This is a genomic window from Caballeronia sp. S22 (genome assembly GCF_964261745.1).
In the GTDB taxonomy this organism is placed as follows: Bacteria; Pseudomonadota; Gammaproteobacteria; order Burkholderiales; family Burkholderiaceae; genus Caballeronia; species Caballeronia jiangsuensis.
Genome location: NZ_OZ180040.1, coordinates 456,971 through 482,474 on the forward strand (window position 1 = coordinate 456,971; position 25,504 = coordinate 482,474).

Sequence of the window (25,504 nt, forward strand, 5' to 3'; positions counted from 1 at the left end):
CTGGCGACGCTTGTAAACGTCGCAAGAGTTGGGCATCATGGTTGACATGTTGCCCGCCGCCGTCACTGCCGGGGATCTGCCACTGGAGCTCGAGGCGCTGCAAGCCTTCGCACTCGAACAGAACCGGCTCGCATGCGTGTTGTGGGAGCAACTGGAGAGCCTTCAGCATCAGATCGCACAACTCAATCGCGCACGCTTCGGCGCGAGTTCTGAGCGCCTGGCGGGTCAGGCCGAGTTGTTTGACGCTGCCTTAGATATTCCCGTTCCTCCCGAGCCGGCGAAGGTTCAAGTCACGGGGCACACCCGGAAGGGACGCCCCGCGTTGCCAAAGGACTTGCCACGCACGCGCATCGAATATGACTTGAGCGACGAGCAGAAGGCCGCATTCGACGCGCTTGAGCGCATCGGCGAAGAGCGTAGCGAGACGCTGCACTACGAGCCATCAAGGCTCACGGTCATCGAACATATCCGTTTCAAGTATGCAGCGAAGAAGGATGGCGAGTCGACCATCGTGACGGCGAGCGCTCAACCTTCGCCGCTGCCCAAGAGTAACGCGAGCGCGAGTCTGCTCGCGAACATCCTGGTCAACACCTACGTCGATCATCTCCCGTTGAATCGGCAGGAGATGCGCTATGCGCGCCGTGGCATTCACCTGCCGCGGGCCACGCTGTGCGAATGGAAGCTGGCCGCAGCAGAATTGCTCGCTGCGCTTATGCCACCGCTGCGTGCGCATCAGTTGCAGGCGCCGCGCATGCACGTCGACGACACGACACTGCCTTTGCTTGAGAAGGGCCGCAAGACCACCCGCACTGCTCGATTATGGGGCTATCTGGGTGCGGGCCAACGCGAGGAGAACGGCGTTTGGGTAGATCACCCTCCGGCGGTCGTGTTCGAGTTCGCTGAATCACGCGCGGGCTCGCATCCGCAGGGTTACCTACGAACTTACAAGGGCTACTTGCAGGCCGACGCATACAGCGGGCACGAGGCCCTCTACGAAACCGGCGACATCATCGCGGTCGGTTGTTGGGCGCATTGCCGCCGTCGGTTCTTTGAAATCGCCAAGACCCAAAGCAAGCCGGGACTCGCGGCACAGGCGCTGCAATGGATCGCCCAGCTATACGCCATTGAGTCGCGAATCAACCATCAGACCCCTGACCGCAAATACGCGGCGCGGCAAGCGGAGGCATTGCCGGTACTGGCGAAGTTCCGTCAATGGCTGGAAGGCAACGCCATCGGTTTGCCGACTCAGGCACCGCTCGCCAAAGCGTTTGGCTACGCGCTACGTCATTGGCAAGCGCTGATTCGCTACACTGAGAGCGGTGTTCTGTTACCGGACAACAACGCGTTGGAACGGCAAATCCGGCCGATTGCTCTTGGAAGAGTCAACTGGACCTTCGCGGGCTCGCCGCGAGGCGCTCGTGCGACGGCCACCATGTATTCGTTGCTTGGCACGGCTCGCTTAAACGGTTTCGAACCGTATGCATGGCTGAAGGAAACACTGGAGAAGTTGCCGTCGTATTCCGTCAATCGCGTGCACGAACTGCTGCCGCTTGCCCGCTAGCTACCCCGACATTTATGGACATTCTGGATTCCCTTCGGCAGGCGCCCAGCGCCGAGTTGTATCGCCTCTATCTGACCATCGGCAAAATGCTCGATGACCCCCGACGCATTCTCGAAGTCCGTCAACGACTGCACATCGGCATGACCGTCAGATACATCGGTGACAATCCGTTGGGACCCCCTTCGGAAGGCACTATCACCGAGCTGCGACATACGCAAGCGGTCGTACAGGACAACGTGACTCGACGCCGATGGGCAGTGTCGTATGCGGCGATTCTCCTCGATGCCACCGCAGCCCCAATTCAAAAGGAAGCGCCGCCACCGCGCCCGCGTCCCGAAGAGTTCTTCATCGGCGACACCGTGGGATTCACCGACAAGCATCTAAACGAGCGTGTCGGCACCGTCGTCAGGCTGAACGCCAAAACGGCGTCGATCGCCGTGACAGACTCCGAAGGACACTGGCGCGTCTCGTACGGTCTATTACGGAAAATCCTCGATATTTGATTGAAGCCCTGTCAACACGGGATGCGCTGACGGATACCCTGCGCTTTCGCCCCGACCGCATCATCGTTGGTGAAGTCCGGGGCGGCGAAGCCTATGACCTGCTGCAGGCACTGAACACTGGCCACGATGGCGGCCTCGCATCTATCCACGCAAACAACGGGCGCACGGCGCTGAGCCGCCTCGAATCGCTCGCCATGCTAGGCATCCCGACCGGATCGCGGTGGGAGCTGGAAGACATGCGCAAAAACATCGCTGACTGCTTCAACTACGTCGTGCATTTCAAGCGCACCGGCGAGATGCGGCACGTCTCCGAAATCCTCGAAATTAGGGGATTCAAAAACAACGATTACGACCTACAACGCGTTTTTTAACGGGAGCATCAAATGAAGGGCAAGAAGGTACTCAACAGAGCCGCGACGGTGGCAAAACGTCTGCGTCCGGGCAAGTCCATGCTGGTCGGCGCACTTTTGAGCGTCGTGTCGGTTGCGGCAATGGCTGGGGGCGATTTTTCGAACCTGACGGGCCTCACCGACATCATCTGCACGATCAGCAACCTGATCAGCGGCCCGTACCTCTACGGCATCGGCATCGTGCTCATCACGTTGGGCGGCGTCGCGGTGGCCAATTCGGAAAGCAACATCGCGAAGACCTTCTCGGTGGTGCTCGTCGGCCTCGGTATCGCGTCGGTGGCCGTTCCGATCATGCAGAGCCACTTCCACATGGCCAACGCCTGCTGATATGCGTCAACACAAGGTTAGTCGGGGCCTTTCGCTGCCGCGCCAGATGGGCGGGGCAGACCGGGGACTCGCCATTTTCAACGGGACGATGACGGCGCTGCTCACCTACACGAGCTGGACGCCGGGGTTTCTCCTTGTCGGCGTGGTGGTGCATGTGTTCTTGCGCTGGAAAAGCTCGACTGACCCGTGGTGGCGAATCGTGATGTTGGTGTACAACCGCTACCCGGACGTCTATGAGCCGGGGCCGAGCAGCCGTTTTAGCGCGCGCTTCAAGCGCCCGTATGGGTTTGATCAGGACCTTCCATGCTGAAGATGATGTTCACCAAGCGCGCGGTGCAAGAGATCGCGCCGTGGGCCACGATGGTCACGCCCGAACTGGTGCTCAACAAGGACGGGTCGCTCCTGACTGTGTTCGAGTTCGAAGGTATCGACGCGGATTCGCCGAATCCCGGCGACATTACGGCCGCGCGTGACAACCTCGACCATGCATGCCGGAACTTTGACCACCGGGTAACTGCGTGGTGGCGAATGTCACACCGGCGGGTGCGCGGCGGCATCGAGGGCAACTTCGCGTCCGAAGCCGACGCGCGCGTCGACGCGATCAATCAAGCGATCATCGGCAGCGGCAAATACTTCAAGAACTCGCATTCGCTGGCGCTCGCTTTCACGCCCGAGACCGGCATTTCGCGGATCTTCGACAAGATCAGCTATCACATGACCGTCGGCGGCAAGAATCTGGCCGTCGCGATGTTCGAAGCCGCGAAAGACACCATCCTCGCTCGCAGCGCCTTCGCCTTTGACCTGACCAAGATCCAAAATGAGATCAAGCGATTCGAGTCGGTGATCGACGGCTTCGTCGGGGGTGTAACGCGCCTGAAGATGAAGCGGCTGCAACTTCAGAACGTGCTCTCGTTCCTGCATCAGCGAGCGAATCCGTCGACGCCCAAGCGTCGCGTCCGTTACCCGGTCACGATGCTGGATACGCACTTGACTGAAACGGAAGTGACGATCGGCGCGACAGAGCTGATGTTCGAATCGGCGCACGGCAAAGTCTACGCCCGCATCATCGGCATCAAGGAATGGATGGGCTTCCAAGAGGCGGCGCTCGACGTCCTTTCGCAGGTGGACGCGGAACTGGACGTCTGCGTGATGTTCCGTTTCCTCGACACCTCGCGAGCAAGTGCCTACATCAAGAAAATCCGCGGCTTCTACAAGGTGGCGGCGTTTAATCCGGTTGCCATCCTTAAGCAGTGGGCAACGAAGGAAGAGCAGAAGAACGACGAGGGTCGCGAGATTCTGGCGAAAGAGGCGGGCGACGCACTCGCGAAACTTGACGCCGAAGGTCAGCAGTACGGCTTCGCCAATATTTCGGTGGTCGTCTACGGCAGCACGCCCGAGGAATGCGAAGACGCGACGCGTCAGGTCGTTGGCGTCATCGGCAATGCGGGCTTTGGCGTGATTCTGGAAAAGACGAACCTGTTCGCCTCGTGGAGCGCGACGCTGCCGGGCCGCTGGGACCAGCAGAAGCGCCTGCAGTTCGTTGAGACACCTGCCGTCTCCGACATTGCGCCGCTCTGCAGCGTGGGCGAGGGTTCGAAGGTCAATGAATGGCTGACGCAGCAGTCCGGTGCGAAAACCGGGCCGCTCACCTGCCTGCCCACCCGCCATCGCACGCTCCAGTATTTCGACCTGCATCATCCCGGCGGCAAGGCGCACACGCTGGTCGTCGGCCCAATCGGTGCGGGTAAGTCGGTGTTCCTGAACTACCTGATGACGCAGACCGGGCGCCACGGCGCGCGCCGCATCCGTTTCGACAAGGACCGCTCGACGCGCATCCCAACGTTGCTCGCGGGTGGCCGGTTCATTGACGCAACCGGACGTTTTGAGGCCGCAACCTCCGTCAACCCGCTCTCGCTCATCGGCGATGAAAAGCACTGGTCCTACGTCGCGGACTGGGTGCAGCTCGCCATTGAGGGCGAGGACTACACCTGCACGCCGCAGCAGCAGACGGAGATTTACGAGCGCATCCGGACGTTGGCGCTCGGCTTTCCGCCCGAGAAGTGGCGTCTTTCCGGCCTGATCACGCTGCTGCCAGCGGATCTGCGTGAGCGCCTTCAGGTCTGGACCGAGGGCAACAAGAACGGCAAGTTCTTCGACCACGCCGAAGACGGGTTTGCTATCTCGGACGATCTGTCGATCGAGATGGGCGACCTGTTCCAGAACTTCCCGGTCGCCGCCGCCTTGTTCATGGATTACGCGTTCTACCGGATCGCGCAGATTCTCGACGGCAAGCGCTACACGGTGATCGAGATTGAAGAGGCGGGCTTCTTCTTCACCTACCCGAAGTTCTACGCGCGCCTCGAAATCTGGGCGGTGACGATACGAAAGCTCAACGCGGCGCTGCTGATGGCCACGCAGTCGCTCGGCCAGCTGGCTCGCGTGCCGAACTTCGAGATTCTGAAAGAGAACATCCCGAACATCATCTACCTGCCGAACAGCGACGCGATCAACAACCAAGGGCTGTACAGCGACGTATTCGGTCTGACGCAGCACCAGATCAAGATGATTTCCGACGCGGTGCCCAACCGCGACTACCTGTGGGTGACGGCCAAGCAGAGCCGGATGCTGCAGGCGCAGTTCCCGAAGGAGGCACTTGCCTACCTGCGCTCGGACGGTCGCGCGCAGGCGCTCCTCGACAAGCACGTCAAGTCAGGCAGCCCGCATTGGCGGGAGGACTATGTGCGCGACGTGCTCGTCAACGCTTGAACGCATTAGTTAAAGGTATCGCCATGATGAAAAAACTGCTCCGCTGCGTCGCAGCCGCCAGCGTTATGACGCTGGGGTTCGTGCAACACGCCAACGCAAACATGCCGGTGTTCGACGCGTCCAACTTCATTCAGAACACGATGACCGCCGCGGCCGCCGTGAAGGGTGAGGTTTATCAGGATTCGAACCTCGTCTATCAGTACCAGATGATGCTTAACCAGTTGAAGCAGGCGACCAACCTGAATCCTGCAGCGATGCTGGCGCAGTTCAACAGCATCAGCAGCGACATCACGAGCTTGTCGAAATACACCGATGCGCTGAAGGACCTGTACGGCGGGCTGCAAAACAACGCGGAATACGCAAGCAAAGTTCAGGCGCTTATCACGCAGTCGGGCAAGACGCCGGAACAGTGGTTCACCGACCAGAACACGCTGCTCCAAAACAACGACAAGACCGCCAAGCAACTCTTCCAGCAGGGCAACGACGTCATCTCGCATGTGAGCACGCTCGCGAAGCGCCGGCAGGAGATTCAGGACCAACTGAATATGTCGCCGACGATGCAGGCAACGGCTCAGCTGACCACGCATATGCTCGACATCATCTCCAGCCAGAACAGCGACCTTCTTACGATGATGGCGGCAAAGCAGCGCAGCGACGCAGTCAAGGATTCGGCGTCGGTCGCGGACCAGCAGGCGAACAATGCGAGTCAGGCGGCGCTGAAAGCGCAACAGGACAGAGAACGCGCGGCATTCGACGCTCAAATCGGATCGTCGAAGGTGCTGGGGCAATGATGATGCGATCAGCAATGTCGCTCATGAGGTCGCTCCTCGTCTTTCTGGCGGTGATCTGCTGCGTCGGCTTTACTTCTGGCCGCGCAATGGCGCAAGCGGCCCCCGCTGTGCCTGCGTCGTCGACTAGCTCGGCTGCACTACTGGCAAGCCAGGCCGGCGACTTTAGCAAGGGGGCAAGCAGCGCCGCACAGCAGATCCATGTTCTGCTCGGCAACGTCGTCACGACGGCAGTGGATGCGAGTTCCAACGTGATGAGCGAGGCTAACAAGTTCGCCTGGGGGCTGGGCGTTATCTCGTTAGTTCTCGTCGGAGTGAGGTTCGCCGGGACGCACCATCCGATTTCCGCATGGGTCGACTTTTTCGAGGAAGTCGCGGTCCTCGGCATCTTCGTCGCCTTGTACCTTGGCTACACGTCGTCGGCGGCTGGCTTTTGGACCTGGTTTGAGCAGTTGGCGGCACATATCAGCAATTCCGACAACGGGTCGGTGGGCTCCCAGATGGCCTCCCTAGCGGGAACCATCATCGACGCGCTCACGGCGAAGCTAAAGACGGTCAAGCTGTGGGACATTCCTGCGCTGTTGACCGATGTCATCGTTCTCGCCTTCGCGGGGATGCTCATGGTTCTCGCCTCGATCATCTTCGTTTATTACACCGCGATTGGCCAAATTCAGGCCGCCGTCGGTATCGTCCTTGGCCCGATTGCGATTGCGCTCGGCTTCTCGTCGTACACGCGCAGCTATTTTAAGAAGTGGCTGGATTGGATGATCAGCGCGGGGATGTACACCGTTGTGGTGGCCGTCCTGATAAAGCTCGTCGGGACATCCATCTCAGACGCGGTAAGCAAGGCGACGCACGTAGGCGGATCTACCACCGTCAACGGGGCGTATGTCTTCGACCTGGCGGTGTTCGTGCTGCTGCTGTCCTTCGAAATTCCGAAGCTGGCAACGATCTTCGGCGGCGGTGCGACGGCAACCGGTACCGGCGCTCTTAAGCTGGCGAGCAAATTCATCCCATGACAATCGCTCACGAAGCTATCGCGATCGAAGACCTGTTCGCCACGCACCATAAGCGCATCGAACTCGTTCGCCAATGCGCCAATGAGAGCACGGAAGCGGAATTCGCACGGAAGTGGGTGTCCGTGTTGCGCCGCTGCGCGAGCTGGTTCTCCTCCATGCCGCTCACGCCGGAGCTGCACCGTGAGCCGGGCGGTGCTTTCCGCGCGACAATTGAGTCAACGTTTTATGCGATGCGGCTGGCCGGTGCGCAGAAGTTCGCCGCGGACCTCACGTCCGACAAGCGGCGGCGGCTGGAGCCGCAGTACAACTATGCCGTGTTCTTGGCGGCTGCGTGCTCTCTGCTTGACGAGCCATTCCGTCATTTCGAGATGATTCGCCTGTCCGACCGGTCGAAGTGGAATCCGGCGGCGCACGGCGCGTTTGGCGCGTGGCTCGGCGGCGGCCAATACACGGTGGAACGGCGCGCAGCGCCGCTCAAGAACGAGCGGATGCGCACGGCGATGTTCGCCCAGACTGTCATTGCGCCAGATCTGCTCTCCGGGTTCGACACCGGGGTGTTGGACGACCTTTTCAACGCGATCAATCCTGAGCGCAGTCCGCAAGGGTACGAGCCGCTGGTCCATAAAGTGGTACGGCAGGCGATGGACGTTGCCGTAGACTTCGAGCGCAAAGCGCAGAAAGCGGTGTTTGCGCCGGTCAAATACGATGTTCCGTCCGCCGTGCATGTTGCCCTCGCACTCGAGCCGCAGTTTGTTCAATCGGCGGCCCCGGCGGGCGGTGAGACGTCCGCGAACGGGCCAAGTCCGCAGCCAGCGTCGGCAACCGGCAACATGGCGCCCTCGACTTCCCCGGCCTCGACTGCCCCGGCTTCGGCAACGACCAGCGCGGCCGCGACCCCGAGCGCCGCCGCATCCAACTCGCCAGATCAGAAGGTCCCCGTAGCGCCGCCCAATTTGTCGCAGTCGTTGCGTGACGCGTTGGAGCGGAGCCAGGCACCCGCCGCTACCGCCGCGTCGGCTGACTCCTCTACTGCCCCGGGTCCCGCGCCGCAGCGCCCGGCGCCGGTCGACCCTGCGGCAACCAATACGGCCCGCGGCAGCGCCAGCCGAGCCGGTCCGTCAGACGAGGAACTGACGGAGGTGTTGGGGCCGGGTGCCGCGATGATGAAAGAATTCTTCAGGGCACTGGCGGGCGACGTCGCATCGGGAAAAGCGAAGGTCACATGGGAAGAAAAAGGCCTTGCCGTGCAAAAGCGCCTCGTCGGCGCGTACGGCATGACGAGCGAAACGCTCGTCGAGCAGCTTAAGAAGCGCCAGCTACTCATGCGCGCTCATGGCAACGATATCTGCATTGTTGAGCGAGCAGGGCGTCTAATCATGGAGCGGTCAGCGGCATGAGCTACGTCAACCACTTCCGGCCCATCTACGAGTTCAGGCCATTCGTCGTCTGGCCGGTGGTCATCGTTGGAATACTAGTCTCGGGGATGCCGTACGGCTGGGCATTCGCTTTGGCCGGTGTGCTGCTGCTTTCGATGCGCGCACTGCAAATCTGGAAGGCGCTGAGCTTTCGCATGGCGATTTCCACGAAGTGGCTCAGCAAGATCCATATCGACAAGCTCCTCGCCACGCAGAAGACGATGCGGCAAAAAGCGGACTCGATGTACTTGGGCACGGGTTACGAATGGACGCAGAAGCACACGCAGATCGCGCACGAGATACTTCGGATGCCGGTGACGGATATTCCGTCGTTGCCCAAGTGGCTGCCCAAAACCGAAGTCGGTCGGTCCGTCGAGGCGCGCATCGAGCGGCTGTTCGGACCGAGCGACAGCATCCGGGACCTCATGCCGCAGGGATCATCGTGGATCCACGGCATGGAGCCGCAGAAGGTGAAAGTGCCGTTTCACTACAAGGCAATGGGCGGTCACACGCTCGTGGCCGGTACAACAGGCGCGGGCAAGACCCGAACGTATGAAGTCATCTCCACGCAGGTGATCCATAACCCCAAAGACGTTCTGATTATTGTCGACCCCAAAAACGACGACGAGTGGAAAAAGCGCGTTGAGAAGGAGTGCGCCCGCACCGGCCGCAAATTCCTCTACTTCAATCAGGCCAAACCGCACGAGTCGATTCGCCTGAACCCGCTCGAAAACTGGTCGCAGCCGTCGGAGATTCCGTCGCGGATTGCACAGTTGATGGAGGAGGGCCAGTTCCGGGATTTCGCGTTTCTGTTCATCGACCGCGCCGTGAAGGGCGAGCTGTACGTCGGCGACAAGCCCAACCTGCGATCGATTCTAAAGTACGCGCAGTCGGGGATTTCCAACCTGCTGGAGCGAGGCCTGCGCCGCTTCTTCATCGAAAATGGGCTGGCGGACTGGGAGGAGTTGACGGTCACGGCAACGGTCAAAGATGCGCAGCGCCGCAACGACGCGTCAATGGTCGACGGGATGGTCAAGCTCTATCTCGACCGGTTTGCTGCTCACGATCGCGGGCACGAGACGATCGACGGATTGATCGCGACTCACACCCACGACCGCGAACACTACATGAAGATCATCGCCTCGGCGCTGCCGCTGCTGCAGATGCTGGCGACTGGCGAAACCGGCTTGATGCTCGCGCCGAAGGCGGATGACTTCGAGGACGAGCGTGAGATATGGGACATCGACAAGATCATCAAGCAGAAGGCGGTCCTCTACATGGGCCTGGATTCGCTGTCGAACAACATCGTTCAGAAGGCGATCGCCTCAATGGCGCTGTCTGACGTCGCGGCGGTGTGCGGAGCGATCTATAACTTCTACGCGGAGAAGCCCGACGTCGTGCTCATCATCGACGAGATCGCCGAGGCCATCAACGAGCAGGTGATTCAGATCCTGAACAAGGGACGCGGCGCCGGGTTCAAGGCGTTTGTCGCGTTTCAGGCGCGCGCCGACCTGGAAGCAAAACTCGGAAACGCAGCAAAAATGCTGCAGGTTTTGGGTAACCTGAACAACCAGATAGTCCTCAGACTGGAGGACTCAGATACTGCTAAATGGTTCTCCGACAAGGTCGGTGAAACCGCGATCCGCGTGGTGAACGTCTCAAATAGCTTGAATACTACGACTGAGGCGCATGCACTGGAATTCAGCGGCTCGCAATCGCGTTCGCTTCAGCTCGAAAAGGTGCCGTTGATCCCGGTGCGCCTTCTCCATAGCTTGCCGAACTTGCAGTACTTCATGCGCATCTCGGGAGGTGCCGTGTATCAGGGTCGAATTCCCATCATCGAAGGCTAAACCTAAAACTATGTCCGCTGCATACAAACACATCATCCGCGATCACAAGCTGTCGCACCGGCTCATGCCGGTGTTCAACGTGTCGCCGGATCTCGAGCTCGCGTGCTCCCGCGTGGCCGACTTCATCGGCGAACGTTTCATGGGAGACAAGCGGCCGTTGGCTGCTGAGATGATCGAATCGGCACTCGACAGTTACAGGCGGGCCAAGCGCAACGGCGAACCGTACGTGGCGTTCATGCAAGGTCTTTTTGAGCCGGCCCAGGCACTCTACGCGCGTCGTTACGTTGCGCGCCGTGGTGAGAAGGTGGAGGTGTGGTGTCCGATGGTTGAGGCGATCACCGCGTTTGAGCAGCGCCATCCCGACTACGAGCTTGAGATGGTCGACGAGCGCTGCCCGGACCATATCACGCAGCGTACCGCAGCATTCCAGCTCGCATCCCGCGTGCTGCACGGCGAGACGTTCCGCCGCTACTTCGAGGAATACGATGTCGCTCACCGTTACGATAATAGCGAAGTTGTCGCAGACTGATTTCCGCACGGCCAAGCGAGCACTCGAGACCGCGATGGCATTCGACGGCGATGCGAATGCCGCCGTCCCCGAAGAGTTCACTCATGGCGCCGGCGCGCGTTGTTACGCCCTGGCGACCATCGCCGAGTATCGCCCCGCGCTCTTTTGGTGCGGGTTGCTTGCGGTAGCTCTGATACCCGTGTTGGCGGCGGTGAAGGTGCTACATGGCTAGCCGCTTCGGTTCGCACCTGAAGATCTGGTTTCTCTTGGTCCCGGTGTTGGCAATCGCCGTGATGCCTGCGGTGCCCGACCGGAAGTTATTCGAGGTGCCGGACGTCGAGACTCAGTCGTTGGTGGCTACCGTTGGGCAGCAGAACGTTGATGCCGCAGTGAGCCGGGCGAACGGAATATTTCGCCATGCGTTCGTTGATACGGGCCTGCTTCACCGGACACTGAATGCGTCGGGGAGCGTCGGCGGAATGAACGACGGAGGTTTTTCCAGCTTCGCTCATACGTGGACCGAAAATTTCTGGCTGCTCGTCTATCGAATCGTCTTTCGCGCGATGGTGATGAAGCTATGGATCGTGGGCACAATCCTGTTTGCCATCGGAATGTTCATCGATGGCACCGCTAGGCGAAAGATCAAAGCCTCGGCGGCGGGCTTCGTCAGCCCACTGTCTTTCCACCTCGCGAGCCACGGCCTCTTGCTCGTTTTCGGCACGCTATTGGCCGTGCTCGTCGCGCCGTTGCCCGTGCTAGCGGGATACTGGGTAGCGGCTGCCGCGCTGCTTGGCGCGCTACTGTGGAAAGCCGCAGAGTCGTTTCAATCTGCGCGTTAGAAAGTAGTTAGTAAGGTGAAGCCCGGAAAGCTCGCAAAAAACAGCGTCTTTGTGGGGAACGGGCTTCAGCATGATACGTCCCCCGGTTACCAGCACACCCTCCTGGTCGCTTCATTCCATCCCAAGTGCCGACCTCATCCCGAGCCGGCCCTTCGTTGCTCTCCCCCACCTTCGACTCTCAGCGCGCGCATGACCGTCGCGTGCGTGCCAAGCCACGGGCGGCGGGGCGAAGGCCCTGCTGGTTAGGCTTCCTCGTCGGAAAGGCGCGCGAAATAGTCGCTGTTTCCGATGTTGGCTGTTGCGTCTGACCGCAACAATGGATCCATAGGCAGCGCGATCTGCTTGCCTGATTCCCAACGATGAAACGGGCCAATGGGTCCAAAGAGGAGAGCGAATGAGCACCGTGGTCGAACCCGGCAATGAAGAAAAGGTCGTGCACAGCGCGCTCGAACAAGCTACCGGCGAGCCTGCGCTCACGACCGATGGTGCGGACGACGGCGAGCTTGAGCGCGAGCTGACCCAGATGGAAGCGGACGCGGATCGCCTTCAAAAGGAAGGCGTGATCTCGTCCGACGACGCGCAGATGAAGCGCGCGGAAGTGGCCAAGACGCGCAAGCTGTTCCGCGACCTGCCTGCCGCCGAGCGCATTTCGATCATCAAGCGCCGCCGCGAGATCGGCCGGCAGTTGCTCGATCGCCAGCTTTCCGGCGCGGCAGTCGTGACGGCGCGTGTGCGCTTGAACCATACGCGCCTGAAGCCGCTGTTCGAACAGTGGTGGCCGTACATCAACCGCATGAGCATCAACATGCAGCGTTTCGGCCGCTCGACGTTCGGCGAAAACGACAAGGAAGTCGTCAACAGCGCACTGGAGAAGCTGCTCGCAGGTATCGAGAGCTACGTGCACGAGCAGCTGCGCGTGGCAGAAGGCTTCCGCCAGCAGAAAGAAGCAGAGCTTCGCGCGAACAAGGAATTCGTGTTCGAGCCGACGATTCCGATGCCGGCGATGGACATCGAGGTCGAGGCCTACTCGCGCTTCTCGATGCGCGTGCTGAGCGCCATCATGAAGTTTGACCGCGCGATGGATCACTTCGACTTCATGGTGTGGAACGGCATTCGTGACCAGTCCGACGTGGACGATGAAGCGGTCAACTTCCTCAAGCGCTTCAATCCGCTCGGCATTCGCGGGTACATGACGCACCTGAAGCTGATGACGACGGTCCGCGGCAACTAAGGAGGCGCGATGCTGGACGAACTCAATCCCCAGCAACGGGAAGTCGCCCAGTTGCGCCAGCATTGCGTGGCGATCGCCTGCCCCGGCGCGGGCAAGACAAAGACAATCGCCACGAAAGCAGCCCTGCTGCTACAAGACAGCGCCGCGACGGTTGGCGCCGTCACTTTCTCTAAGGACGCCGCGCTGGAATTGCGCGAGCGCATTCTGGCTGCCGCCGGCGAGTCGGCGAAGAAGCGCCTGATCGCCGGTACCTTCCACTCCCTCGCTTTCAAGCAACTGAAACGCCCCGGTGCGCGGGCGCTCGATATCGCCTCCGACGGTGACCGGCTCGGCTTGCTCATCCGCGTCATGCAGGAACTCGGGCGCGACGGGAAGGCAGAAGACGTCATTCCAACGATCGAGAAGATCAAAACCAATTTCGGGCGGTGCGATCCGGATACTGCCGACGGCGAGCTGTACCACGCCTATCAGGACGCGCTTGCGCGTAACGGCAAGATCGACTTTCAGGACATGCTGCGCCTGTCCGTCGAGGGGATGGAGCAAGGCACCATTGCCCCATACGCGTTCACCTATCTGCTCGTTGACGAGTTTCAGGATACCGACCCGCTGCAGTACCGGTGGATCGAGCTTCATGCGAAGGCGGGTTCGATCGTGACCGTCGTAGGCGACGACGACCAGAGTATCTACGCTTTCCGTGAGGCGCTCGGTTATCGCGGCATGGAATCGTTTATCGAGGCGTTCGACGCGAAGCCGGTTGTACTCGGCAGCAACTATCGCTGTCGCGCGGAAATTCTTGGCGCGGCAGACCGAGTGATCCGCAATAACGTCGACCGGATTGCGAAGGTGCTGCGCGCCGAGAAGGGGCCGGGCGGTAGCGTCCTGACATCGCGGCACCCGGACGAGTACGAAGAGGCGACCGCAGCAGTCGAGGTGCTGGGGCCACGGCTCGCCAAAGGACAATCGTGCGCCATCCTTGCGCGCACCAACCGCATCCTTGACCCGCTCGAATCCGTCTGCCGCTCTCACGGTATCAAGTATTACCGCGCATCGGGCGCATCGGTGCTGAGCCGCCCCGAGGGCGCGCTCATGTGCAACCTGCTGGAGATTGTCGAGCGCATCAAAGACACCGGTCTCGACGCCGTTCTCGCACATCTGGGCCTGACCGCGCAGCAGTTGCGCGCATTGCATGCCGACATGGGCGCGGAACTGACGCAGAAGGGCCGCGCCGAGTTGGTCGAACTGGGATTGCCCGAGGACGTCGCGACGAACTACCGTGAGTTCATGAAGCGGCTGGCGGAATGGCAAAGTCTGCGCGATCGCAAGTTTTATTCGCTGACGCTCTCAGGCGTCGCTGAGTGGATGCTGAAGTACGCGAAAAAGGATTCGGCAATACGCGCCATCGAAGCGACAAACGAAGTCCTCTGCCGCTTGTCAGGCAGCTTCGCTGAGCGGCTTCTTTTCTTGCGTCAGGATAATAACGAGCCGACGCCCGGCGCGCTCATCCTCACGACGATGCACAGCTCGAAAGGGCTGGAGTGGGATCACGTGTGGATCGCGCGCAGCGAAGAGACGATCGTCCCTGATGCCAAATCGACGGAACCGGAGGAGCGGCGACTGTTCTACGTCGCAATGACGCGCGCGCGTGAATCTCTGATGATCTCGGGCACGTCAAAGAACTTCGAATCGCGTTTCGTCGTTGAGTCGCAGCTACAGCAGGTCGCCGCCGCTGCCTGATTTTTTGGAAGGCTCACCGGTAGCCGGGAATATCGCCTATACCATGGACTGTACTTCCGCCCGAAGGAGGAGCAGCCATGTCGACGTTTCACCAAGTCCTCGGATTGTAGTTGGCACCCGATTTCTCAGCCGTGCAAAGGGGCGAACTCGCGCCTCCGCACGTCGACTTTGACGCCGTTGACGCCGATAGCATCGCAGGCGCGATCGCGGCGTTCAACGAGTGCGGCGAGAACGTTACCGTCCGCGTCCCCAACGATGCTATCGACCAGGTCACTGTCCATTACCGTATGACCGGCCGCATGCCCGGAAGCGCGAAATGCGACAGCTTCAAAGTCACCGCTTACTACGAACATGAGCAGCACGGGCGGCGGAGCTTGCCGCCTGTTTTGGAGCGCGTGGAGGGTCGCCCAAGAACGCCGCACGTCCAGATCGCCAACGGTTTCCGCATTGCGAAGTGGTCACATCAGTTCATCGTGCGTCTCGGCATACGAGCAGCGGACATCTCGAAGCAGCTTCTTGGTAACAGTCAGGGCGAAGACTACCAAGGTCACTTGCCAGATGAACTCGGGAGATGCATTGGACGCACCTTCGGGATCGCATATAGGCCGGAATGCCTCGTGACGGGACTTGCTAGCTCGCGCGTGCCACGATGATGGCTGCATTCCGTCGGATCGAACGCGCCCCTATCTGGTCGCTCGGCCCAAAAAAAAGCCCGCTCAATGGCGGGCAGCAATCCATATCAGTCGAGACATGGAGGAGACGTGGTCAGTATAAACCCTATGGTTTCTGACGCATAGCCAACTTGTACGTCAAGACGGACTAGTACGCGGGGCGGTTTCAGTGTGGCGTGCCGAGCGTCATCGCCTGACTGTTCACAAGCCGCCCAGTGTCGAGCATGCAAAAGCAATGGCCCTCGAACGCGGCTTCTTGCGCTGCCGCGTCCCACGTCTTAGTGAGGAAACGAATATCGGTTCGATGGGTTTCATGATCAGGGTTCTTAGAGACTTTGACCCGTTATCGGCAAATCACCAGACTTGTTCAGGGCCTCAGGCGATGGCGCGCGAGATCTCCGTCACGTTCGATTCAGTGCGTTCCAGGCCCTTCGTGTCGTCCAAGCGCGGACCGGCGATAGGCCCTTCGTCCCGCGTCGAATCGGCATCAATCGTCAGCATTCTGGCGACGCGCTTGAGCGTGCCGTTGAGCGACGCACGCGGACCGAGGCGGATCGTGCCGCAGTAGAAGATGTCACCCGAGACCTGGCCGTTGATTTCCAGCGAGCCACGCGCGTGCACATCGCCGTCGACGCGCCCGTCAATGCGAACGTGCTCGCCCTGTGCGCTGCCCTTCACGAGGCCGCCTTCGCCGATGTGCAGCAGACCCTGCGTGGAGATGATGCCGCCGTCGAGCAGGCCGAAAGACGAAATGCCGTGATCCACGACCATGTCGCCGGTGATGGCGCAGCCGCGCGCGATAAGCGTGATATTGAGTTCGGTTTTCATGGTGTCGATTCCTAGAACATTTGCACTTCGTTCGACCCGCCTCGGGTCGCGGGTGCTGCTTTCTTATTCGATGCGGCTGCGCCGTCGGACTCCGTGGTCTGCTCGTCGCGCGCGCGCTTTGCGTGGTGGCGGTAGCTGTGCGAGTGCGACGGCGTGGAGGTCTCTGTCGTCGCGCCCTCTGTGGCTTGCGCCGTCGCGGCGGGCGTTGCCGTCGTGGCCGACGTCGTCGGTTGCTTCGCAGCGCTTTGCGCTGCCGGTGCAGCGGCCTTCATCGCGGGAGAGTTGGCTGCAGGCTGCTGTGCCGCGTCCGCGTCACGACGGGCTTGATGAATCGGCGACGCCGCCGCTCGCTGCTCCTCCGTCGAAACCGGGGCCGACTTGGCTGGGGTTGCGCCAACGGCGGGAGCGTTGCTTCCGAGCGAGTTTCTGAACTGGTCAGCCGTCAAGCCAACCCCCAAAGGAGCGAGGTCCTTCGCGGTGAGCATCGGCGCCATGGCAACCGGATGAGGCGGTTCCGCGTCGATCGGACGCGTCGATGGTGCGCTTGGCTGCTCGGTTCCCGCGAGCTTGCCTGCACCCGAATCCGAGCGAGCGGCGCTGTGGACAGACGGTGCGCCGAACGACTTGTAGAGGGAAGCGGCTCCCATTCCTGCCATACCGACCACAGCGGCGATTGCCACCGCAACGAGGGTTTGGCGGGCGGTGGGCGCTGCCTTCGGCAGGCGCACCTTCATAGAAGGCGCCTTGTCCTGAGCCGCCAGGTCCGCCGGCGCCGGAAGCGCAGCAATCTGCCGCGGCAGATCGATGGTCATTGAGTCAGGTGCGAACTGTGCGTGCAGTCGCTGAATATCGCGTAGGTCCATGTGAGGTCCTCTCGTCGTTACATTAGGTCGAGCGTAACCAGCGCTCCCGCTAGTCAAGACAGGAGCGCATGGGCGCGCTCAAGACGGTATCAGTGGGCTTGGCCAGGGTCGGGAAGCAGCACACCTTCGGGCGCAAAGCGATCGTTATCGAAGATGCAGAGATAGGCGATCTTGCGAATCCGCGTCTGAGCGGCATCGAGGGTGCTCTGGCGAGCTTCCGAGCCCAACGATCGAGCGATCAGTGCACCCATCGTCAGTAAGAAGAGCTGGTCATAGATAGTGAGCAGGCGTACCAATCGTCCAGACATGGCGTGCTTGATTTCGAGCGTCACAATCTCCGGATACGTCGCAGTCTGCCTCTTGGGCAGTTCATTGGCCCAAGCCATTGCTTTGCGGAACCATCCTTCGGCCACTCGAAATTCAGATTCGATAGCGATGAGCTTGCCGCCGCGAGCGACGGTCATCTTCGCTGCTGCAAAGTTGAAGTCGCCCCGCAAAAACTCACGTGCGAATCCCGAGTGGTACGGCAGTTCTGTCTTGGCCAGCGTATCCCCATGGATTCGCGCGAGCCGACTGTCATTGGTCAGGCGGTCGAGCCGCCGAAGACCGCTCTCGCCAGTCGGCGCGACCGGAGGTGAGCTTGATCTTAATCCGTCTTCAGGTGCTTCCATCTCGGTACCAGCCATGATCGTTTTCGGTATGTCTGTGTTCTCTCTCACATAAGATTTTCATTGTTTAGGCAAGAGTCAAGGCGGCGAAAGCTAGGTCAAATTCGTGAGCTTTCACCCGCACGCTCGCGTCGATAACCCGGATACTCAACTCCATTCCCCGCGTCACCGACGCATCGACCTCGACTCCAAGCCCGGAGTCCATCTTTTCTCTCCAAGTCGTGCCCGCCTCGTGCGTTGGCATGCGCCGACCGGATAGCTACCGGTGTGGAAATCTTCCTTGTGCTGAGTGTGCTCGCTACACACTCCCCAATTTCAGCCGTGATACTCGTACCCTGTGCTGCATTCATTTGCGCCGGTACATCGTTCGAACCCGGGTTTTCGGGTGTTCTCTCTCCAGAGCCTGATCTGGGTAGAACGATCGAAGTTGGCTGATCGTGATTCCTGCGGCGGAAGTAATTCCGAAAAGGGCTGTTGCGCGGCGTGACCATGCTGCGCGAGAACGACTTTACGTTCTCTGACCGAGCGACACCGGCGTATGCCGGCCGCTCCCTGCACGCCACGTCCCCGGAAGGGACGTGGCGCGTAGGTCTCTATCGATTTCAAGAAGCTCGCTCCCTCATCGGAGCGGGCTTTTTTTTCGTCTGTCGCTTCCTGCGGCCGGACATTTCTCAACGGAGGTGCTGTTCCATGCTGTTGCCCGACCGCCTCAATCAGCGTATCGCCGAGGCCATCACGCACCAAATCAATACCGAGCGCGAGCAGGCGGACACCACGTCCCCCGTTTGGCGTGAGCGGTGCGAAGTCGCTCGAGTCGCGATGTTCAGCGACGCAGAGCGCTCTGTCTTCATTTCCCATATCAGCGAACGTCGCGGCAGTGCGGCAGCCCGAGAGATGCAATCTCAGGCCGATTCACTGCGGACCAACGCCATCTTCTTTCTCGCGAGGAAACCGTCATGAATGCAGTAGTTCAGATGTTCGATCACGCGCCGCGCAGTCTCGTTGAAGAACGAGCTATTCGCCCGCCCACGATCGGCAAGATTCGACCCGGTATCAAGGTACTCACGCGGGCGCACCAAGCCAACGAAAAAGCGGTCAAGCTCTATAACGACATGGTGGCCGCGGGCGAGTCGTTCGAAGCCATCGGCAAGGTGCTCGAAACGTCGCTGAAGCTGCGCAACGCGCTCTTTCCGCGCAACGTCGACTACTTTGTCTGCAGACGCTCGGATTTCTCGAATCCGGACACGGCCGATGAGATCCTGCGGCTCTATGGCGAAGATCGCGGTCACGGGTTGAGGCTATACCGTTTCCCGATCATGTTCGCGTTCGACGACTGGCTGCGCAATGTGCCGAATCAGATGGCCGCGTACACCACAACCGGGCGACAGTACTTCTCGGAGTACGACCGCGACGGCAAACGCTATTGCAAGACGTATGCACCGGTCGAGCGTAACGCACGCGCACAGCGGGCGCGGCGATCCTTCGGTGGGCGACTGGTCGTTCACCGGCAAGACGACGACATTCCCGATGGCGTCTGTGATCCTCACGTCTGTCCGCAGTATCAGGACCGCAAGTGCAACCTGACCGCAAACTTCTTGTTTGCAGTTCCGGACGTGAAGGGACTTGGGCTGATCGAGTTGCCGACCAACTCCATCTACGTGCTGCAGAAAGCGTATTCGGCGATGCAGACCGTGGCGTTGGCGCGTGGCAGGCTCACCGGCACGCGCTTTTGGCTCTCGAAGAAAGAGTTTGACATCACGCGGATTGACGACAACGGCCAGGCCGTGCGTCAGAAGCAGATGTTGACGGTGCTCGATGCCGATATCGACCTGGGCGCGCTGTTGGACGGCGCGGACGAGGCTCAACCGGCGCTCGATGCTGCCAGTCGTGCGGTGGCGCTGTTGGAGTCAGACGGGACGGTACAGTCGACTGGCGATCCGGTCCTTCAGCCTCAGCAGGAGCAATCCGGGGCTGAACGGGCAAGCGATGGAGAGCCATCGGGCATCGACGGCGCATCTGGTCATGACGACGGCTCGCCCGACCCCGATGAGACGCTGGAAGACAAGCGTCACCGTATGTCCGACCTGCTGCATCGTCTGGGCCTTAGTCAGCCGGAGCGACAGAACGGCTTTCGCAAATACGCGCACCAGACCTACGGTCGCGGCTGGATCGAACGCATCGCTGATGTCGATGCGATGAATGCACGTCTCAAGAACGCGCTCGATGATCCCGCCTCGCTTGACGTCGAAATTCAGGACGCGATTGCACAAGCCGCTTACGTCTAACCTTGGCCAGTCCCCCTTCGGGGGCTGGCATCCTTTCTTCGTGTCACACAGCCTTTCTTGCTCGCGCATGAGAGCATTTCAGCAAGAACCGCTTGCTCAAATGTTTTCGACCGCGCTGTACCTGCGCATCGAATCCGTCCGCCTCGGCGGCCCATCTACTTGTTCACGCGAAGGAGATTCCGATGCGTAGAGTCGGCAACTTCACGCTGTTCTTCGGCGCGGAGGACGCTTTTAGCAACTGGCATCCGTGCCGCTTTTCGTATCACGACGTCGCTTTCGTCAGTGTTGAGCAGTTCATGATGTTCTCCAAAGCCAAGCTGTTTGGCGATGAGGACATCGCTCAGGCTGTGCTAGCCACGCATCTGCCGAAGGAACAAAAAGCCCTTGGCCGCAAGGTCAAAGGCTTTGACCTCGATACATGGAAGGCCAAGCGCGAGTCGATCGTGTACGTCGGATGCCGCGAGAAGTTCGCGCAGCATCCGGGTCTGCGAACGCTGTTGCTTGCGACGGCGCCGACCGAGCTAGTCGAAGCAAGTCCTTACGACACGATATGGGGCGTGGGTCTCGGTGAGCATCATCCAGACATCACGGACAAATCGAAGTGGCGCGGCCATAACCTTCTGGGCAAGGCACTGATGAAAGTCCGCGACACGCTGTCAACGTAACCCCTCTTTTAGCGCGCCCTAGCGGGGCATCGGCAAATACTGGCTACCTTCGGGTGGCCTTTTTCATTTATAGGAGGCGATTTGAAGATCGCACATTTTTCTGACCTGCACTACGCGCCGGGCAACATCGAAGAGTCGGACCGATGCTTCGGTTTTGGCATCGACCATGCGGTGCTGACCCATGCCGACGTGGCAGTCATCTCGGGTGATGCGACGGACCATCGTCTCGACGCACACGCGCCGTCGTTGAACCGCCTCGCACGCCGGATCAACGGTCTGAGCGGCAGCATGCCGGTCTTGATGCTGCAGGGCACGTTCTCCCATGAGCCTCCGGGCACGCTGCGCAACTTCGAGTTGATGGCGACCACGCATCAGATTTATGTCGCGGAACGCGTGCAGCAGGTAAGCCTTCACGAGGGGCGGTTCTACCCCTCGGACGGCCCGGTGTTCTCGGACGACGAGCTGCGCGAGGTTCTGACTATCGGCGCTGATGTTGTGTTCACGTGTCTGCCCACCGTCAATAAGGGCGCGCTGGCGGTCGCTGTTGGTGCCAAGGAAGCCGGGACGGGTCTTGAAGCAGTGCTGGGCGACTATCTCGGCGCAGCAGGGCGCGTCAACCAGCAGCTTCGTGCCGCAGGCATCCGGACTGTCGGGGTTTCACACGGCACGGTCAACGGTTGTACGACCGAGCACGGCGTGACGATGGCGGGGTTCGATCATGAGTTTTCGCTTGGCAGTCTGTTCGAGGCCGAATGCGATGCGTTCATGCTCGGGCACATTCATAAAGCACAGCAGTGGGAGCGAGCGGGGCGCGTTGTGGCGTATCCCGGTTCGATCGGGCGATTCCACTACGGTGAGAAAGGCGACAAGGGCTTTCTCATGTGGAATGTCGAGGTGGGAAGCGCGCAAGCCGATCTGGTCGTGACGCCGTCCCGGCAGACGATCTGCGTCGACTTTGACGGACCGCCCGACATGCAACGCCTGACGGCAATCGCGATCGATGCGACCGACAAGTTCGTGCGAATTCGTTGGCAGGTCGACGAAGAGCACAAACAGTCAGTGGACCGCGACGCGATCGCGGCGCTGTTCGGCAATGCGGCGGAGCTGAAGGTCGAAGCTCGCATTCTTCCCGTCGTCCGGTCACGCGCGCAAGGCATCAGCCTCGAAACGTCGATTGACCGAAAGCTCGAGCGCTGGTGTGAGCACACCGATGTTGATCCGGCGCCCTTGCTTGACCGGCTTCAGTTGTTGGAAACGGGGGATGCGGAGGCAATCGCCGCTGGCGTGCTGGCGCGACTGAGCGACGCTGACACATCGTCGAGCATATTAGCGCCTGCGCCGGTGACGGCCCACGTAGCTCTGGATGGCGATGTTGGCGACGATGCACTGCCCATGCCCGATGCGACCGTGGAAATCGTCGAGTCGGCTTCGGCAAGTCAGCTTTCGTGGCTCAACGATGATTTGTTCGCGGCTTAATTAGCAAACGAAGTAGCCGCTCATGCAGAGGAGGCCATTATGGCTCCTCCGCCTGGACACGCGAGCCGTGTTCCGATAGCCGATTCTGGTCGTCGCTATCGAAACAGAGGTTTCACCGCGTCTTCGACGCATCGACTAGTAGTGGCAAACCTTTCTCTAGCAGTTCATCTTTTCTTTCACCCTGGCGGGGAGCGATCCCTACCGGGGCCGCATTCCGCCCACCATAACGGAGTGCATCATGTTTGGTCTTTATCCCGCTGGCCCGAACTGGGTTCGCACCTTTGCGTTGGGCGGCTGCTCATCGCGTGACCTTCAAAAGTCGTTGGTCGATTTCGCTGGGTTCACCCCGGCGATTCAGCATCAGCCCTTCGGCCAACACCGCGGCGCAGTGCTGGCGCAGATCGGTCAGACGCTGTTGCTGGTTGCCACGACGCCCGGCGCCTGCGAAATCGCCGTCACGCCGACCGTTGAAATGCAGCACCTTCTCTGGTCCTACCAGGAAGGCTATGCAAGTCAGTGGTCTGCTGCCGAAATCCGTAGCCTCACCGGACATAGCGGCTGGTCCGAGCTTCTGACGAACGCGCGTCGCGAGTTCAGTAGAGTCTGCGATCAGGTAGCTGCCGCGCTCGATGGGACGCTTCAGGCGCCGCCCCGTGTTATTGCGTCCGCTGACCTGAACGAGCCGTTTCCCAACGAGGATGACGACGCCTTCTATTCGCAGATGGCAGCGATGTCTGCATCGATGAGCGTATCGGAGGACGTGTCATGCGGCCTCTGATACTGACACTGGAAGGCTTCGTTGGCGTGCGCGATGGCATGAAACGCGACAGCGTGACGCTCGATCTGGAGACGTTGCCGGATGGCCTGATCGCCTTGACCGGACCTAATGGGGCTGGCAAGACAACGATTATGGACAATCTGCATCCGTATCCGATCATGCCGTCGCGTGCGTCGAAGCTGTCGGTCGACGCTTTCTCGTACTGGGATCACGTCTGCGGCACCAGTGCGTTGAAGGAACTCGAATGGGAGCACGACGGCATTCGCTATCGCTCGTCCTTCACGTTTCGCAAGCCCGGCAAGACAGGCAAGGCGGAGTACTACCTTGCCTATCGCGGCGTCGACGGTACGTGGCGCCCGGTGTCGCTGCCTGACGGAACGGTATCGGACGGCAAGGCGGAGTCGTATAACCGCTGTGTCGAGGCGATCAACGGTTCGTTGGAAACGTTCTTTACGAGCGTGTTCTCGGCTCAGAACCGGCGGCCGCTCGCGTCCTACGGTGCGGGCGAGATCAAGACGCTGCTGGCCGAACTCCTTGGCATCGACCACCTGAAGGCATTGTCGGCGAAAGCCGGCGAGGTCGCGAAGGTGCTCGGCAAGTCGCTCGAAGGCATCCAGTCTGAGCTTGGTGCGCTCGCCGGAAAGCGGCAACGTAAAGCCGACGCTGAGCAGTCGATTGTCGCGCAGGGCAACGCTCTGCGTGCCGCTCGGGAGCAACGCGATGCCGCGCTTGAGCATGCGAGCAAGCTGACTCAAGAGCGGGCGACGCTTGCGGCTAAGCAGAGCGAATCGGCCACGACCGAGGCGCGCCTGCGAGAGCTGGGCGTGCGCCGCGACGAGTTGGGGCGTGCCCTGAAAAGCGCGGCCGACGACGAGCAAGCAGCAGCGGTTCGTTGCCAGCAGCGCGTTTCCGTGCTGAGTCGAACCGTGGCCACGCACCAAGCAACGCTGGCTCGCCGCGAGGCGATCCTCGGTGCGGCGGCTAAGCGCGAGGAGGCCGAGTTGGCGATTGCGCGCGAGGAAGCGAGGTTTGCTCCCCTGCAGCGCGACATTGCCGATTTGGAGGTCAAGCGCGCGACGTTGACGACGCTTGACGCAACGCTTACCAGCTTGACGAGCCAGGGCACGACGAAAGCCGCGCACTTTGACACGCTGAGCAAGCAGGCAGCGGTGGCGGAGCAGGTGCCGTGCGTCGGTCATTCGATGCATGCGCAATGTCCGCTGCTCGCGCAAGCTTTCCAGGCCAAAGAGCAAGCGGAAGTGCAGCGTGTTTCGGTGGCGAATCTTCGCGCGGAGTATCGCGAGAAGAAAGCGCAGGCCGGACCCTTGGCTCGCGTGCCGGCCGAGTTGGCGGCAAAGCGCGTCGAAATGCTCGCCATCACCGATGCCGCCGCGCAGCTTCGCCGTGCACTGCAGGCGGCCGCCGAGCTTGCTGCGACGAAGCCATTGCTTGATGCCGCCGTGGCGGGACTCGAAGCGGCGCGAACCGAGTTGCGCTCGATCGCTGAGGACAGTACGGCACGCACCGCCAAGTACCAGTCTGAGAAGACGCGTATGGAAGCGGAGCTTGCTCGTATTACCGAGGAGGTCGGGCGACTCGCCGCTGTCGACGTTAGCGCTGTGATTGCAAAGCTGGATCGCGACATCGCACTGAACCGCGAGACTGTCGCGGCACTTGATGGTCGGATCGAGCAATCCATTCGCTCACAAAGCGTGTTGCAGGCCGAAGCGGAAGCCCTGGCTGTGGAGTTGGAGAAGTTCACGGCCACGCAGTCGCGTGCCGAACGCCTCTCCGATGAAATTGCGCATTGGAAGCTGCTGGCTAAGGGCTTGGGCAACGACGGCGTGATCGCGTTGACCATCGATGACGCGGGGCCGGCGCTGACGCACACCGTCAACGAGCTATTGCTCGCGTGCTACGGCATGCGCTTCACCGTTGAGATCCGCACGCAGCGCACCCTCGCGAGCGGTGAATTGCGTGAAGGCTTCGAGATCCTCGTTCACGACGCCGAGTCCGACAGCAGCAAGTCGGTCTCCGTCATGTCCGGCGGTCAGAAGGTCTGGACTAACGAGTGCCTCACGCGGGGCATCGCGCTCTATCTCGCGCAGAACACGGGTCAGCCGTATCAGACCTTGTTCAGCGACGAGTCAGACGGCCCGCTCGATCCCGAGCGCAAATTGCAGTTCATGCGAATGAAGCGGGAGGTGTTGCGCCAAGGCGGGTATCAGCGGGAGTTCTTCATCTCGCAGACGCCCGACCTTGTCGCTGAGGCCGACGCCGTCATCGACGTTCAGGCGCTCGCCGCCTGATTTCTTATCA

The 25,504-nt window shown here is 60.7% G+C and carries 24 protein-coding genes and 1 pseudogene; 22 read left to right on the top strand and 3 right to left on the bottom strand.

Annotated features, from left to right (window positions below; translation table 11 throughout):
* Positions 1–37 precede the first annotated feature (37 nt).
* The 16 genes and pseudogenes from ACEN42_RS40500 to ACEN42_RS40575 all read left to right on the top strand — a co-directional run bounded on the left by ACEN42_RS40500 (position 38) and on the right by ACEN42_RS40575 (position 15,604).
* The gene (locus ACEN42_RS40500; protein WP_371882817.1) at positions 38–1,561 is read left to right on the top strand and encodes an IS66 family transposase; all 1,524 of its coding nucleotides are present in this window, start codon (positions 38–40) and stop codon (positions 1,559–1,561) included.
* 14 nt (positions 1,562–1,575) lie between these two features.
* The gene (locus ACEN42_RS40505; protein WP_371882818.1) at positions 1,576–2,064 is read left to right on the top strand and encodes a hypothetical protein; all 489 of its coding nucleotides are present in this window, start codon (positions 1,576–1,578) and stop codon (positions 2,062–2,064) included.
* Between the two features lie 35 nt (positions 2,065–2,099).
* Positions 2,100–2,435 (top strand): annotated as a pseudogene (locus ACEN42_RS40510) (ATPase, T2SS/T4P/T4SS family); the annotation flags it as partial.
* Positions 2,436–2,447: 12 nt separating this feature from the next.
* Positions 2,448–2,801 carry a conjugal transfer protein TrbC gene (locus ACEN42_RS40515; RefSeq protein ID WP_371883998.1) on the top strand — a complete coding sequence of 118 codons (354 nt, stop codon included), beginning with the start codon at positions 2,448–2,450 and terminating at the stop codon, positions 2,799–2,801.
* A 46-nt stretch (positions 2,802–2,847) separates the two neighbouring features.
* Positions 2,848–3,111 (top strand): conjugal transfer protein, encoded by a 264-nt coding sequence (locus ACEN42_RS40520; RefSeq protein WP_053572942.1) that lies wholly within the window; start codon positions 2,848–2,850, stop codon positions 3,109–3,111.
* Positions 3,112–3,515: 404 nt separating this feature from the next.
* Positions 3,516–5,567, top strand: coding sequence for a VirB4 family type IV secretion system protein (locus tag ACEN42_RS40525; RefSeq protein WP_371883999.1), 2,052 nt, complete (start codon positions 3,516–3,518; stop codon positions 5,565–5,567).
* Positions 5,525–6,358, top strand: a complete 834-nt coding sequence (locus tag ACEN42_RS40530) for a type VI secretion protein (RefSeq protein ID WP_371884000.1) — start codon at positions 5,525–5,527, stop codon at positions 6,356–6,358. The genes ACEN42_RS40525 and ACEN42_RS40530 overlap by 43 nt, the downstream gene beginning before the upstream one ends.
* A 23-nt stretch (positions 6,359–6,381) precedes the next feature.
* On the top strand, positions 6,382–7,374 hold the full coding sequence (locus tag ACEN42_RS40535; protein ID WP_371884001.1) for a type IV secretion system protein: 993 nt from the start codon (positions 6,382–6,384) through the stop codon (positions 7,372–7,374).
* On the top strand, positions 7,371–8,771 hold the full coding sequence (locus tag ACEN42_RS40540) for a TraI domain-containing protein (RefSeq protein WP_371884002.1): 1,401 nt from the start codon (positions 7,371–7,373) through the stop codon (positions 8,769–8,771). Before ACEN42_RS40535 ends, ACEN42_RS40540 begins: the two co-directional genes overlap by 4 nt.
* A complete protein-coding gene (gene traD, locus ACEN42_RS40545) occupies positions 8,768–10,639 on the top strand; it encodes a conjugative transfer system coupling protein TraD (RefSeq protein ID WP_371884003.1) in 1,872 nt (623 codons plus the stop codon). The genes ACEN42_RS40540 and traD overlap by 4 nt, the downstream gene beginning before the upstream one ends.
* Before the next feature lie 10 nt (positions 10,640–10,649).
* Entirely contained in the window at positions 10,650–11,168 is a 519-nt protein-coding gene (locus tag ACEN42_RS40550; protein ID WP_233391970.1) for a hypothetical protein, read from the top strand.
* A gap of 34 nt (positions 11,169–11,202) precedes the next feature.
* Positions 11,203–11,379, top strand: coding sequence for a hypothetical protein (locus ACEN42_RS40555; protein WP_231928094.1), 177 nt, complete (start codon positions 11,203–11,205; stop codon positions 11,377–11,379).
* Positions 11,372–11,986, top strand: coding sequence for a DUF4400 domain-containing protein (locus ACEN42_RS40560; RefSeq protein WP_250518865.1), 615 nt, complete (start codon positions 11,372–11,374; stop codon positions 11,984–11,986). The genes ACEN42_RS40555 and ACEN42_RS40560 overlap by 8 nt, the downstream gene beginning before the upstream one ends.
* A 394-nt stretch (positions 11,987–12,380) precedes the next feature.
* The gene (locus tag ACEN42_RS40565) at positions 12,381–13,217 is read left to right on the top strand and encodes an ATPase (protein ID WP_371884004.1); all 837 of its coding nucleotides are present in this window, start codon (positions 12,381–12,383) and stop codon (positions 13,215–13,217) included.
* A gap of 9 nt (positions 13,218–13,226) precedes the next feature.
* Positions 13,227–14,951, top strand: coding sequence for an ATP-dependent helicase (locus ACEN42_RS40570; protein WP_371884005.1), 1,725 nt, complete (start codon positions 13,227–13,229; stop codon positions 14,949–14,951).
* A 110-nt stretch (positions 14,952–15,061) separates the two neighbouring features.
* Positions 15,062–15,604 (top strand): hypothetical protein, encoded by a 543-nt coding sequence (locus ACEN42_RS40575; RefSeq protein WP_371884006.1) that lies wholly within the window; start codon positions 15,062–15,064, stop codon positions 15,602–15,604.
* 393 nt (positions 15,605–15,997) lie between these two features.
* Here the strand turns inward: ACEN42_RS40575 and ACEN42_RS40580 are convergent, their stop codons facing one another.
* The 3 genes from ACEN42_RS40580 to ACEN42_RS40590 form a co-directional block, all read right to left on the bottom strand.
* Entirely contained in the window at positions 15,998–16,450 is a 453-nt protein-coding gene (locus tag ACEN42_RS40580; RefSeq protein WP_371884007.1) for a polymer-forming cytoskeletal protein, read from the bottom strand.
* Between the two features lie 11 nt (positions 16,451–16,461).
* Positions 16,462–17,313 carry a hypothetical protein gene (locus ACEN42_RS40585; protein WP_371884008.1) on the bottom strand — a complete coding sequence of 284 codons (852 nt, stop codon included), beginning with the start codon at positions 17,311–17,313 and terminating at the stop codon, positions 16,462–16,464.
* Between the two features lie 89 nt (positions 17,314–17,402).
* On the bottom strand, positions 17,403–17,999 hold the full coding sequence (locus tag ACEN42_RS40590) for a DUF1845 domain-containing protein (RefSeq protein ID WP_371884009.1): 597 nt from the start codon (positions 17,997–17,999) through the stop codon (positions 17,403–17,405).
* 675 nt (positions 18,000–18,674) lie between these two features.
* On the opposite strand from ACEN42_RS40590, the gene ACEN42_RS40595 reads away from it, so the two are divergent.
* The 6 genes from ACEN42_RS40595 to ACEN42_RS40620 all read left to right on the top strand — a co-directional run bounded on the left by ACEN42_RS40595 (position 18,675) and on the right by ACEN42_RS40620 (position 25,494).
* Positions 18,675–18,941 (top strand): hypothetical protein, encoded by a 267-nt coding sequence (locus ACEN42_RS40595; protein WP_371884678.1) that lies wholly within the window; start codon positions 18,675–18,677, stop codon positions 18,939–18,941.
* Positions 18,938–20,266, top strand: coding sequence for a hypothetical protein (locus ACEN42_RS40600; RefSeq protein WP_371884010.1), 1,329 nt, complete (start codon positions 18,938–18,940; stop codon positions 20,264–20,266). The genes ACEN42_RS40595 and ACEN42_RS40600 overlap by 4 nt, the downstream gene beginning before the upstream one ends.
* A 182-nt stretch (positions 20,267–20,448) precedes the next feature.
* The gene (locus ACEN42_RS40605) at positions 20,449–20,931 is read left to right on the top strand and encodes an NADAR family protein (RefSeq protein WP_371884011.1); all 483 of its coding nucleotides are present in this window, start codon (positions 20,449–20,451) and stop codon (positions 20,929–20,931) included.
* Between the two features lie 81 nt (positions 20,932–21,012).
* Positions 21,013–22,407 carry an exonuclease SbcCD subunit D gene (locus ACEN42_RS40610; protein ID WP_371884012.1) on the top strand — a complete coding sequence of 465 codons (1,395 nt, stop codon included), beginning with the start codon at positions 21,013–21,015 and terminating at the stop codon, positions 22,405–22,407.
* A 238-nt stretch (positions 22,408–22,645) separates the two neighbouring features.
* Positions 22,646–23,185, top strand: a complete 540-nt coding sequence (locus ACEN42_RS40615; RefSeq protein ID WP_371884013.1) for a hypothetical protein — start codon at positions 22,646–22,648, stop codon at positions 23,183–23,185.
* Positions 23,173–25,494, top strand: coding sequence for an SMC family ATPase (locus tag ACEN42_RS40620; protein ID WP_371884014.1), 2,322 nt, complete (start codon positions 23,173–23,175; stop codon positions 25,492–25,494). The genes ACEN42_RS40615 and ACEN42_RS40620 overlap by 13 nt, the downstream gene beginning before the upstream one ends.
* The last annotated feature ends 10 nt before the right edge of the window (positions 25,495–25,504 follow it).

What these genes read in the sequence shown, in the direction of transcription:
- ACEN42_RS40500 (WP_371882817.1), top strand. Translation starts at nt 38, where the DNA reads ATGGTTGACATGTTGCCCGCCGCCGTCACTGCCGGGGATCTGCCACTG.
- ACEN42_RS40505 (WP_371882818.1), top strand. Translation starts at nt 1,576, where the DNA reads ATGGACATTCTGGATTCCCTTCGGCAGGCGCCCAGCGCCGAGTTGTAT.
- ACEN42_RS40515 (WP_371883998.1), top strand. Translation starts at nt 2,448, where the DNA reads ATGAAGGGCAAGAAGGTACTCAACAGAGCCGCGACGGTGGCAAAACGT.
- ACEN42_RS40520 (WP_053572942.1), top strand. Translation starts at nt 2,848, where the DNA reads ATGGGCGGGGCAGACCGGGGACTCGCCATTTTCAACGGGACGATGACG.
- ACEN42_RS40525 (WP_371883999.1), top strand. Translation starts at nt 3,516, where the DNA reads ATGACCGTCGGCGGCAAGAATCTGGCCGTCGCGATGTTCGAAGCCGCG.
- ACEN42_RS40535 (WP_371884001.1), top strand. Translation starts at nt 6,382, where the DNA reads ATGAGGTCGCTCCTCGTCTTTCTGGCGGTGATCTGCTGCGTCGGCTTT.
- ACEN42_RS40540 (WP_371884002.1), top strand. Translation starts at nt 7,371, where the DNA reads ATGACAATCGCTCACGAAGCTATCGCGATCGAAGACCTGTTCGCCACG.
- traD (WP_371884003.1), top strand. Translation starts at nt 8,768, where the DNA reads ATGAGCTACGTCAACCACTTCCGGCCCATCTACGAGTTCAGGCCATTC.
- ACEN42_RS40550 (WP_233391970.1), top strand. Translation starts at nt 10,650, where the DNA reads ATGTCCGCTGCATACAAACACATCATCCGCGATCACAAGCTGTCGCAC.
- ACEN42_RS40555 (WP_231928094.1), top strand. Translation starts at nt 11,203, where the DNA reads ATGGCATTCGACGGCGATGCGAATGCCGCCGTCCCCGAAGAGTTCACT.
- ACEN42_RS40560 (WP_250518865.1), top strand. Translation starts at nt 11,372, where the DNA reads ATGGCTAGCCGCTTCGGTTCGCACCTGAAGATCTGGTTTCTCTTGGTC.
- ACEN42_RS40565 (WP_371884004.1), top strand. Translation starts at nt 12,381, where the DNA reads ATGAGCACCGTGGTCGAACCCGGCAATGAAGAAAAGGTCGTGCACAGC.
- ACEN42_RS40570 (WP_371884005.1), top strand. Translation starts at nt 13,227, where the DNA reads ATGCTGGACGAACTCAATCCCCAGCAACGGGAAGTCGCCCAGTTGCGC.
- ACEN42_RS40580 (WP_371884007.1), bottom strand. Translation starts at nt 16,450, where the DNA reads ATGAAAACCGAACTCAATATCACGCTTATCGCGCGCGGCTGCGCCATC.
- ACEN42_RS40585 (WP_371884008.1), bottom strand. Translation starts at nt 17,313, where the DNA reads ATGGACCTACGCGATATTCAGCGACTGCACGCACAGTTCGCACCTGAC.
- ACEN42_RS40590 (WP_371884009.1), bottom strand. Translation starts at nt 17,999, where the DNA reads ATGGCTGGTACCGAGATGGAAGCACCTGAAGACGGATTAAGATCAAGC.
- ACEN42_RS40600 (WP_371884010.1), top strand. Translation starts at nt 18,938, where the DNA reads ATGAATGCAGTAGTTCAGATGTTCGATCACGCGCCGCGCAGTCTCGTT.
- ACEN42_RS40605 (WP_371884011.1), top strand. Translation starts at nt 20,449, where the DNA reads ATGCGTAGAGTCGGCAACTTCACGCTGTTCTTCGGCGCGGAGGACGCT.
- ACEN42_RS40615 (WP_371884013.1), top strand. Translation starts at nt 22,646, where the DNA reads ATGTTTGGTCTTTATCCCGCTGGCCCGAACTGGGTTCGCACCTTTGCG.
- ACEN42_RS40620 (WP_371884014.1), top strand. Translation starts at nt 23,173, where the DNA reads ATGCGGCCTCTGATACTGACACTGGAAGGCTTCGTTGGCGTGCGCGAT.